The sequence below is a fragment of the Streptomyces sp. NPDC048521 genome, assembly GCF_043199855.1.
GTDB lineage: Bacteria > Actinomycetota > Actinomycetes > Streptomycetales > Streptomycetaceae > Streptomyces.
Map to the genome: position 1 here is coordinate 169796 of NZ_JBICWR010000003.1, position 10036 is coordinate 179831.

Sequence of the window (10036 nt, forward strand, 5' to 3'; positions counted from 1 at the left end):
AGAACCTCGGCGCGCTAGAACCTCGGCGCGTTACGGGACCGCTGCACCCGCGTGGTGCGGCGGTCCTTCGCGTTCCAGCACGCCTTGTGCCAGTGCCGGCGGTCGTCGACGCCCGCGTGCTCCGGCCAGGCCACCACGTGCGGGACGCCGGAGGGGATCATCTGGTCGCAACCGGGGCAGCGATAGGTCTTGCCTCCCGCGCTGGCGCCGGCGACATGGCGCACGCTCCACTCATCGCCCTGCCAGCTCTCCGTGGACTGCCAGCCGCCGTACCGGCCGGCGCGGTCGTCCTCGGCGCTCCGGCCCGACGATCCGGCTGCCTTCGGTCGGTTGCGACGCGGGGACACGGGACACCTCTCGGAGCTATACAGGAAGCACGGGATGCATCCAGCCTACGCGCCGCCGCGAGGGGTACGCGTACGGCGCCAACCCGTACAAGTCCCCCTCGAGGGCGACCCATTCTGCAGACAATCCGCAAATCTCCCCACGAGACCGTGTCCTGGGCACGTGTCAGACGGTTATGCCGGGTGGGGGAGCTCCGGGTCGGAGCCAAGGAAGCAGGAAGAGCGATGCGCGTAGGAAGTTTTGTGCTGGCGGCCCAGTTCCCGGGCCAGGGCCAGGGGGAGGCCCTGCACCGGGCGGTCCGCTCGGCCGAGGTCGCCGAGCAGGCCGGGCTGGACGCCGTATGGCTGGCCGAGCACCACTTCGTGCCCTACGGCACATGTCCGTCGGCGGTCACCCTGGCCGCCCTGCTGCTCGGCCGCACCCGCCGCATCCGCGTCGGCACGGCGGTCAGCGTACTGCCCACCGCACACCCGGTCGCCCTCGGCGAGCAGGCCGCGCTGCTGCACGTGACGAGCGGCGGACGGTTCACGCTCGGCCTCGGCCGCGGCGGGCCCTGGGTGGACCTGGAGGTCTTCGGAGCAGGCCTCGAGGCGTACGAACACGGGTTCCCCGAGTCACTCGATCTGCTACTGCGCTGGCTGAGCGAACCGTCCGTGGCGGCCTCCGGCGAGCGGTTCTCCTTCCGCGAGGTGCCGGTCGTGCCCCGCCCGTCGGAGGCGCTGACGGACGCCCCGGGGCCGGAGGTCGTGGTCGCGTGCACCTCGCCGGCGAGTGTGCGGCTGGCCGCCGAGCGCGGGCTGCCCATGCTGCTCGGGATGCACGTCGGGGACGAGGAGAAGGCCGAGATGGTCGCCCTGTGGCGGCGCTGCGCCCGCGCGGCGGGCCGGCCGGCCGAGGAGATCGCGGGCGCCGCTCATGTGTCGGCCGGCGTCTGCCAGCTCGCGGACCGGCGCACGGACGCCGTGGAGATCCTGCAGAAGGCGATGCCGGGATGGCTGAAACAGGGCCTTGAGGCCCATGTGACGGTGGACGGGCGGGCGCGCGCGATGCGCGACCCGCACGCCTACACCGAACTGCTCTGCGGGCTGCACCCGGTCGGCACCCCGCGGCTCGCCGCCGACCGGCTCGCGGCCACCTCGGAGCGCACCGGCATCTCCCGCTTCGCACTGCTCATGGAGGGCTCGGGCGACCTCGCGGCCACGGAGGAGAACCTGCGCCGCCTCGGCGCCGAGGTGCTGCCCCAGTTGCGCTGACCCTCGCCCGACGCGCAAGCCACCTGGGGGGCTTGCCGCCCCGGCACGGAATGCACCTCCCACGGGTGGAGCGGCAAGCAAGCGCCTCGATGCCTCGGCCGTACCGAGACCGGTCAGCAGTCCCGAAGCTCCGGCGACTGGTTGAGCAACTGGCTGCGCACCGACGTGAAGCGTGCCAACGTCTCGTCCACCGAGGCGTCCAGCGGGAACACCGCCACGCGGTGGCAGTTCTGGAAGGCAAGCCGCACACCGAAGTGCCGCTGCAACGCGCCGCGGATGGCGTCACTCGCGAGCGCGCGCAGCAGCTGACCGCGTGCCTGCTCGTCCGGCGGGGGCGTCTGGTTGTCGGCGAAGGATCCGCCGTCCACCTTCAGCTGGGCCACCAGGGAGCTGATCATCTCCCATGCATAGGGCAGGGAGGTCCGGACGCAGTCGACGAATGCTGCTTCGTCGACCTCGCCTCGCTCGGCCTGTTCGAGTAGGGCCGGTGAGACGTCGAGCGACATGGGTTCTCCTCTCGCACCCCCGAAGAGCAGGGGTTGCCGGACAGGTAAGGGAGTTCGCGATTTCGAACACGCTCAGTACATGGGCCGCGACCTCCCGTTCTCTACGGTAGGCAACGGTCGGTGACCACACCAGCAGAATGCGTATATGGAACGGTCCCGTTACGCCCACAATCGGCCAGGGATGAACAAGAGTTTCCAGGGACATATGGGGCGATCCCTGGGGAGCGGGGCGGGCGGATCGCGCGCACCGACGGGCGTCGAGTAGCGTTGCCGACCATGCGTCTCGTCATTGCCCGGTGCTCGGTCGACTACGCCGGCCGGCTCACCGCCCACCTGCCCTCGGCACCCCGCCTGATCCTGGTCAAGGCGGACGGCAGCGTCTCCATCCACGCCGACGACCGGGCCTACAAGCCCCTCAACTGGATGTCGCCGCCCTGCACGCTGAAGGAGGGCACGGGCGCGGACGAGGGCGTGTGGACCGTCGTCAACAAGGCGGGCGAGAAACTGATCATCACGATGGAGGAGATCCTCCACGATTCCTCGCACGAACTCGGCGTGGACCCCGGTCTGATCAAGGACGGCGTGGAAGCACACCTTCAGGAACTGCTCGCCGACCGCATCGAGACGCTCGGCGAGGGCTACACGCTCATCCGCCGCGAGTACATGACGGCGATCGGCCCGGTGGACATCCTGTGCCGGGACGCCGACGGGCAGACGGTCGCGGTCGAGATCAAGCGGCGCGGTGAGATCGACGGCGTGGAACAACTCACGCGCTACCTCGAGCTGTTGAACCGCGACCCGCACCTGGCTCCGGTCCGCGGCGTCTTCGCCGCCCAGGAGATCAAGCCCCAGGCCCGCGTCCTCGCCACCGACCGCGGCATCAACTGCCAGATCCTCGACTACGACGCCCTCCGCGGCATCGAGGACGACAAGCTACGGCTGTTCTGAGACCCGGCCGGGCGTGTTGCAGTGGGGCGCCCTTCTCCGCCGGTCCGTCTTCTGCGCCGCGACGGCGCTCAGCCCGTACGGCGTCGCCCGGCGGTGCCGGACCGGCCTGAGGCCCGTCGGGCACCGCCGGGCACCTCCGTCGTGGTCCAGCGCCGTCGCGGCGGACGGAGCGCTGCGGAAGGTGCCGTCACATCACTGTGTCCGCCGTCTCCGGTGCGCTCTGCGATGCCGACGCGCTGCTCGACGTCCCCGCGTCGGTGCCCGTCGTCGTGCCGGCGTCCGTGCCGCTCGTGGTGCCGCCGGTGTCGCCCTCCGTGCCGCCCGTGGTCGTACCCCCGGTGGTCGTCGTACCGCCGGTGTCACCGCTCGTGGTGCCGCCGGTGGAGCCACCCGTGGGCGTACCGCCCGTGGAGCCCCCCGTGGACGTACCGCCCGTGGGCCCGCCCGTCGTACCGCCGGTGGTGCCGCCTGTCGTACCGCCGGTGGTCCCACCCGTCGTGCCGCCGCTCGACGAGCTGGTCGACCCCGACGGCCTGGGCGACTTGGACGGGGAGCCGGAAGAGGCGCCGGAGCCGGACAGCTTGACGCTCTCCGACGGCCGGGCGGTGTCCGCCGGCGGCGCCGGGTCGTCCGTCGTGCCGTAACGGCCGTCGGGACCCGGCGACGTGGGCCGGCTCCGTGCCGTGCCGCCGGCGCCGTCCCCGCCGGGCTCCTTCGGGTCCGCGCCCAGGCTGCCGTCGTCCACGCCCTGGCTCGCCGACGGGTTGACGTCGACGGTGCCGGCCGGGTTCTTGCCCGCGTTCTCGTCGGACGTCATGCCGAGGGTGACGACCGTGCCGAGCACGGCGGCGAGCAGCGCGCCCGAGCCGGCCGCCACCAGATTGCGGCGGGCCAGGCGCCGGAAGCCGCCGTACTGCTTGGGGGCCGTGGGCCGATGGGTGACCGCGGGGTCGGCGGCGAGGCCGTACGGCGGCGGCGCCGACTCCTCGTGCCGTACCTCCGGCACCTCCTCGCCCGCCGTGGCCGCCACCCCCGGCACCTCGCCCGAACGGTCGGCGACCAGCGCCAGCGCCCGCCGGCCGGCCACGGTGCCCCGCTTGTCGGCGAGTGCCCCGCGCAGCCCGATGGAGGCCTCCAGCTCGGCGCGTGCCCGGTCGAGCTGCCCGCCGCACAGCGCGAGGACGCCCAACTCATGCTGGAAATAGGCTTGTTCGGATACCTCGCCGGAGGACCGGGAGGCTTCCGAGCCGGAGCGCAGGGCCCGCTCCCAGGCGCTCCAGTGGAGTCCGGCGGCGAAGGCGGGCGCGGCCGTTCTGGCGAGCCGTACCGCGCATGCCTCCTCGCCCTCGGCGGGCGGGGTGGTCTGCGGCACGACGGCGGCGAGCGCGGCCAGCACCGCGTCGGCCTCCGCAGACACCCGCTCGGGGGTGACCGAGGGGTGGCCGGCCCACCAGGCGTAGTGCTGGGCGGCGGTGAGGGCCTGGGCCGGGGCGTCGTCGGCGTACCCGGCGGCCTCCAGCTGGGTCTGCACGCCGGCCGCGAGGCGGTAGCGGGAGCCGACCGCGGAGACCAGTCCACAGCCCGCCAGCTCACCGAGGGCGGCGTCGGCGTGCGTGTCTCCGACCAGGGCCGGCAGGTGTGCCTGGTGGGGCACCTCTCCGTCGAGGGCGACCGCGAAGCGCAGGGCGGCGCGGGCGGAGGCGCTGAGCCGGGAGGCGAGCAGCGGGGCGGGGGCCGCGGCCTCGCCGAGGGAGGGCAGCGGGACGTCCTCCTCCGGGTCGACGGCCATGTCCGCGGGTATGTCCGCCGGCTCGCGCACGTCCTCGAAGACGCCGTACTCGTCCACCGCCCCGGTGCTGACCCGCAGCTGGTCGCGCTGCCGCAGCAGGGCGCCGGCCTGGACGAACCTCAGCGGCAGCCCCTCGGACTCGAACCAGAGGTCGCCGGCCCAGTTGGCCTCCTCCTCGGTGAGGACCCGGCCGACGGTCCGCTCCAGGATCTCCACGCCCGCGGCGCGGTCGAGGCCGCTGAGGAAGATCTCCTCGACCTCCGAGTCGGCGGAGGGCGCGGGGATGTCGGGGGTGGCGCCCAGCAGGAAGGCGCACTCGGGGGTGGCGTCGAGCAGCTCGTCCAGGGCGGTGCCGCCGAACTCGATGTCGTCCAGGACGACGACCGCGCCGATCTCCCCCACCAGCGCGAGCAGTTCGTCCCGTTCCGGGCGGTACCGGGGGGCGTCGTACACGGTGTGGAAGAGGTCGTGCAGGACCTCGCCGGCCGTGCGGTGGAAGCCGCTGAGGCGGACCACGCCGTCGGGGGCGAGGTCCTCGCAGTCCTCGGCGACCAGGTCGAGGAGGGCGGTACGGCCGGAGCCGCCGGGTCCGGTGAGCCGTACGGAGCGGCCCCGGGCCAGCAGCCGGACCAGGCGCTCGCGTTCGTCCTGACGCTCCAGCAGGGAGTACGTCGGCTGGGCGGGTCCGGGCGGCACCGGTGGCCGGGCGGCGCGCTCGGCCTCGGCGCGCTCGGCGGCGGTGCGCTTGCGGGGCCGGCCGGGACGTTCGGCCGGCGGGCAGGGCTCTATCTCGCTGCCGTCGACCGGGTTGACGGTCAGCAGCAGGTCGCCGGAGACGAGCTGCGCCGTACGGGCGGGCGCGGGCGCGCTCGGGACGAAGTCGGAGGTGAGGGATTCCCGGGGCGGGCGGCGACTGTGCGCCTGGCCGTGCTCCTCGGGTCCCTGGGTGTTCGGGTCCATGGGTTCAAGCCCCCAAAAGCGTCGTGTGCCCGTGATCCGGCCCCTCCCGGCCTGCGCACACCGCGCTGTCGCTTCTGGTCCGGGCCCGCTCGGTCGAGGGTTGCGAGGCAGCGGGCGACCGAACCCTAAACCTTCGCTCAGTATGTCCGACAGGGCGGGGTGCCGTGTGGTCCGAGACGTCACAGTCTCGTGAGGATTGCCCGCGACGTTGCGCTTCGGCGGCTGCGCCCGGCTCTCCCCCGTCGCCCGGTTCACACCGGATCCGGACGTTACACCCGGGGCAGTGACTCCACGCCGATGCCGCCCTCGATGGCGAGGATGCGGTGCAGCCGGGTGGCCACCAACAGGCGCTGCATCTGCGGCGGTACGCCGCGCAGCACCAGGCGGCGACCGCAGCGGCCGGCCCGCCGGTGGGCACCCATGATCACCCCGAGGCCGGTGGCGTCCCAGGAGTCCAGTTCGGACAGGTCGAGCACGAGGTCGCCGACCCCGTCGTCGACGGCCGAGTGCAAGGCCGTACGGGCGTCCGCCGCGCTGCGGACGTCGAGGCGGCCCCCGACGACCAGCTCGGCGTGGTCGCCCCTGATGTACATATGCGCTCCCCGTTGAGTGCGGTTGGCGTACTCCGTGACGGTGCTGTGCAACGTCTGACTGTGTGAGTGGCGGCGCGGTTGCTGTTTGTAAGCGAACCGATACCGAATTCACCCCTGGGGGTGACGCTCCCAGGGTGAATGTCCGGCGTATGTGTGTACGGGAGGGTCTCGGTACGTCGTACCGACGGGTCCCGGTACGACGTACTGATGTCTTCTCAGTACGTGTAGAAGCCCTGCCCGCTCTTGCGGCCGATGTCACCGGCGTCCACCATCCGGCGCATCAGCTCCGGCGGGGCGAACTTCTCGTCCTGGGACTCGGTGTAGATGTTGCTCGTGGCGTGCAGCAGGATGTCCACGCCGGTGAGGTCCGCGGTGGCGAGCGGGCCCATGGCGTGGCCGAAGCCCAGCTTGCAGGCGAGGTCGATGTCCTCGGCGGTCGCGACACCCGACTCGTAGAGTTTGGTGGCCTCGACGACGAGGGCGGAGATCAACCGGGTGGTGACGAAGCCGGCGACGTCGCGGTTGACGACGATGCAGGTCTTGCCGACGGACTCGGCGAACTCCCGGGCGGCGGCGAGGGTTTCGTCGCTGGTCTTGTAGCCGCGGACCAGCTCGACGAGCTGCATCATCGGCACCGGCGAGAAGAAGTGCACACCGACGACCCGTTCGGGGTGCTCGGTGGCCGCCGCGATCTTGGTGATCGGGATGGCGGAGGTGTTGGAGGCGAGCACGGTGTCCTCGCGCACGAGTTTGTCGAGCGTGCGGAAGATGTCGTGCTTGACCTCCAGCTTCTCGAAGACGGCCTCCACGACGATGTCGGCGTCGGCGGCCGCGTCCAGATCGGTGGTCGGGGTGATGCGGGCCAGGGCGGCCTCGGCCTCGCGGGCCTCCAGCTTGCCCTTGCCGACGAACTTGTCGTACGAGGCCTTGATGCCGTCGGTGCCACGCCTCAGCGCCTCGTCGGTGACGTCACGCAGGACGACGTCCCAGCCCGCCTGTGCGGCGACCTGAGCGATACCGGACCCCATGAGGCCGGCCCCGATGACGGCGAGCTTCCGTGCCACTGTGCGACTCCCCTGATACGCGCTGTCCCTGTTCTCTCGGGCGGACACTAGCGCCCGTGAGGGGCGGTGCGGCGGAGTTAGTAACGCGTTTCACGTCTCACGGGGTGAGACGCCCGTCACGTCGGCGGCACAGTGGGAGTTGACGCCGTGTCGGTGGTCGCGGGCGTACGGGCGACGCGCCGCTTCTTCGGGACTCAGCGGCCTTCGCCCGGAGACCGGGTCTTCGCCGCCCGTCCGGCGGACGACCACCCCGAGGGGCCGGTCGCGTCCGCGGACCGGACGTACCGGTCGCCGGGGTTGCTGTCCGACAAGTCCTGGAACGCCCGTGCCGGACTCACGTCGGTCTCCGAGCGCGTTCAGGGCCGGCATCGTGCGCCCGACGACGGCACGAGTGAGCTGTCACCGCTTTTCAGTCGACACGGTCGCTGAGCCCCAGCACCTCCGGGTGGTCGCCGGGGAAGTCCCTGGGCATGCCGGGCACGTCGATGGTCCGCCGGTAGACCCCGGCCAGGAACTCGACGGCACCGACCGGGAACTCGAACCACTCGGCGTTGTCCGTGCGGACGACCACCGGCCATGCGTCCGGGTCCGCGGGGCTCGTCCTCCAGTAGAAGGAGTCCCCCGAGTTGGACTCCGCCCAGCAGATCAGGCCTCCCGGCCGTGGGAAGGGAACGTAGCCCTCGGTGTCACCCATCTCGTACAAATCCTGGAGGATCTCGTCCTCCCTGGCCCCGGACGCCCACAACGCCTCCGTACCGGGCGTCGGAAGGGACACCATCAGGAAATCGTCGATGACCAGGACCGGATAGGCCTCCGCCAGGGCGCGGAAGTCCGAGGGCAGCGCCGCCCCGAGGCCCGCCTCGAGGGCAGCCCAGTCGACAGCGCGCCCACCTGGCACGCGCCACCGCGTCATCGACGCAAGCGCGGCCTCCAGCTCTTCGACTCGCTGCACGTCGTCTGCTCCTCTCGTCCCGCTCGCCGCGTGCCGCCCCGCCGCCCCTCGGACCGGGCGGCCTCCTCACGTGCATGAGCCCCTGTCAGTCCCCGGTGAGACCCCAGAAAGCCAGCCCCGCGGTGTTGCCGTGCTCGTCGTACACCGGGGTGCAGCAGCCGGAGCCGCGGAACATGGGTGGCAGATCCGAGGCGGAGGTCCGGTAGACCCGCTCGATGTCCCCGCGCGTGGGGGTGGCCGTACCGAAGAACTCGCTGGTTTCCCGAGGCGTGATCAGCCTGACCGTACCGTCCTCCTCCGCGTCCACGTCATCGGTGACGATCACCCGGTCGACGTCGATGATCGAATGGGTTCCGCCCTCCTCCTCGGCGATTCCGCTCTCCAGCAGATCCGCGAGGGTCTGGAGGAACGGCTCCCGAGGACGCCAGGTCTGCTGGAAAGCCTGCTCGCGAAGCTCGTCCAGGGCGGCTTGCGGGTCGGTGTCGTGGTCGGTGAAGCAGATCCACCTGGAGGCGCCCATGAGCGCTCCCTTCGCTGTGCGTGCCGTTCACCGGATGTCCGGCACAGGTCGGTGCCGGACGCCGTCACGGCAGACGTGGACGCGCCGGTTCGCCGGCGCGGTCGGCCTTCCAGCCGCGTGCGGCGGAAAGGGCGTACGGGTGGCGCGGGGCACCGGCGGGACTCAGCCCCGCGCGTCGCCGCCGGCCGAGGGAAGCGCGCCGGAGCAGGTGGCGCGACCGAAGGAGCCGGTGGCGGTCGCGCTCTGGACGTGGTGGCCGCGGATCGCGAGGGCGCAGCGCGCCGTGCCGCCGTCCTCGCCGAGCACGATGCCGATGAGCGGGTCCCGGCCGACGGGTACGTCGACCGTCGCACGCCAGGGCAGGTGTGCGTCCCGCACCACGGTGGCCTTCCCCGACTCGCTGCTCGCCTGGAAGGTGAGGTCGGCGGTGCCGGTGCCGGTCACCTCGTAGGTGACGGCAGCGGTGGGAGTCCGGGGGTGCGCCGACTCCTTGTCGCCGTCGCCGCCGGCGAGGACGCCGTACAGCACCAGGCCGCTGCACGCGACGAGTACGGCACCGGCGACGAGCAGCCCGGCACGGTCGGGGCGGCGGGACGAGGAGTTCGCGCTTTCCGACGCATTCGGGGATTCCGGCGCTTTTCCCGTCTCCTCGGGTGTTTTTTCGGCGGCCTGCGCCGACAGCTTTTCCTCGCCCATGACATTCCCTTTCCGCTGCGAAACCGGCTCCTTATACGCGATGGCGAGTGGCGTGCGCAAGCAAGGAGACAAATCGGGCGCCGATATTCCGGGATAGGTGAACTGTCGGACATCGGAGATCGCTTGACGCCACGTCATCTGCGTGGTTACAACCTGCGACGCCGCTACGTCTGGCCTGTCCGCAGGTGTTTTCCGGACGTATTCCGGCACTTCTTATGACGTCGGAGAAAAGGAAAGGGTTGCAGTGAGACCCAGACGGGGCAGGCTTACTGCGTGCCTGGTGGTGGCGGCGCTGACAAGTGCCGCGCTGCCCCAGGTAGCGTATGCGGCACCCACATCGGACGACGGCGACGACAAGGGAATTGTCGATGCCCTGAAGGGATGGTTCACGGGCGATGACGAGCACACGC

General features: G+C 71.7%; 10 protein-coding genes. 2 read left to right on the plus strand and 8 right to left on the minus strand.

From position 1 onward, the window contains the following. Positions 1-14: 14 nt before the first annotated feature. Entirely contained in the window at positions 15-347 is a 333-nt protein-coding gene (locus ACGFRF_RS08285; RefSeq protein ID WP_393737825.1) for an ATP/GTP-binding protein, read from the minus strand. 222 nt (positions 348-569) lie between these two features. On the opposite strand from ACGFRF_RS08285, the gene ACGFRF_RS08290 reads away from it, so the two are divergent. Beyond that, on the plus strand, positions 570-1598 hold the full coding sequence (locus ACGFRF_RS08290; RefSeq protein ID WP_393737826.1) for an LLM class flavin-dependent oxidoreductase: 1029 nt from the start codon (positions 570-572) through the stop codon (positions 1596-1598). A gap of 113 nt (positions 1599-1711) precedes the next feature. Here the strand turns inward: ACGFRF_RS08290 and ACGFRF_RS08295 are convergent, their stop codons facing one another. Continuing rightward, a complete protein-coding gene (locus ACGFRF_RS08295) occupies positions 1712-2104 on the minus strand; it encodes an SCO5389 family protein (RefSeq protein WP_317445441.1) in 393 nt (130 codons plus the stop codon). 276 nt (positions 2105-2380) lie between these two features. Between ACGFRF_RS08295 and nucS the strand changes: the two genes are divergently transcribed. Next, entirely contained in the window at positions 2381-3052 is a 672-nt protein-coding gene (nucS, locus tag ACGFRF_RS08300; protein WP_393737827.1) for an endonuclease NucS, read from the plus strand. Positions 3053-3239: 187 nt separating this feature from the next. Here nucS and ACGFRF_RS08305 read toward each other — a convergent pair whose 3' ends face one another. The 6 genes from ACGFRF_RS08305 to ACGFRF_RS08330 form a co-directional block, all read right to left on the minus strand. Next, positions 3240-5801 (minus strand): ATP-binding protein, encoded by a 2562-nt coding sequence (locus ACGFRF_RS08305; protein ID WP_393737828.1) that lies wholly within the window; start codon positions 5799-5801, stop codon positions 3240-3242. A 269-nt stretch (positions 5802-6070) separates the two neighbouring features. After that, entirely contained in the window at positions 6071-6394 is a 324-nt protein-coding gene (locus ACGFRF_RS08310; protein WP_031171888.1) for an STAS domain-containing protein, read from the minus strand. A gap of 215 nt (positions 6395-6609) precedes the next feature. Beyond that, entirely contained in the window at positions 6610-7458 is an 849-nt protein-coding gene (locus ACGFRF_RS08315; RefSeq protein WP_393737829.1) for a 3-hydroxyacyl-CoA dehydrogenase family protein, read from the minus strand. Between the two features lie 409 nt (positions 7459-7867). Continuing rightward, a complete protein-coding gene (locus ACGFRF_RS08320; RefSeq protein ID WP_393737830.1) occupies positions 7868-8410 on the minus strand; it encodes an SMI1/KNR4 family protein in 543 nt (180 codons plus the stop codon). 85 nt (positions 8411-8495) lie between these two features. Continuing rightward, a complete protein-coding gene (locus tag ACGFRF_RS08325) occupies positions 8496-8930 on the minus strand; it encodes a hypothetical protein (protein ID WP_393737831.1) in 435 nt (144 codons plus the stop codon). A 162-nt stretch (positions 8931-9092) separates the two neighbouring features. Continuing rightward, positions 9093-9626, minus strand: a complete 534-nt coding sequence (locus ACGFRF_RS08330) for a hypothetical protein (RefSeq protein WP_393737832.1) — start codon at positions 9624-9626, stop codon at positions 9093-9095. Positions 9627-10036 lie beyond the last annotated feature (410 nt).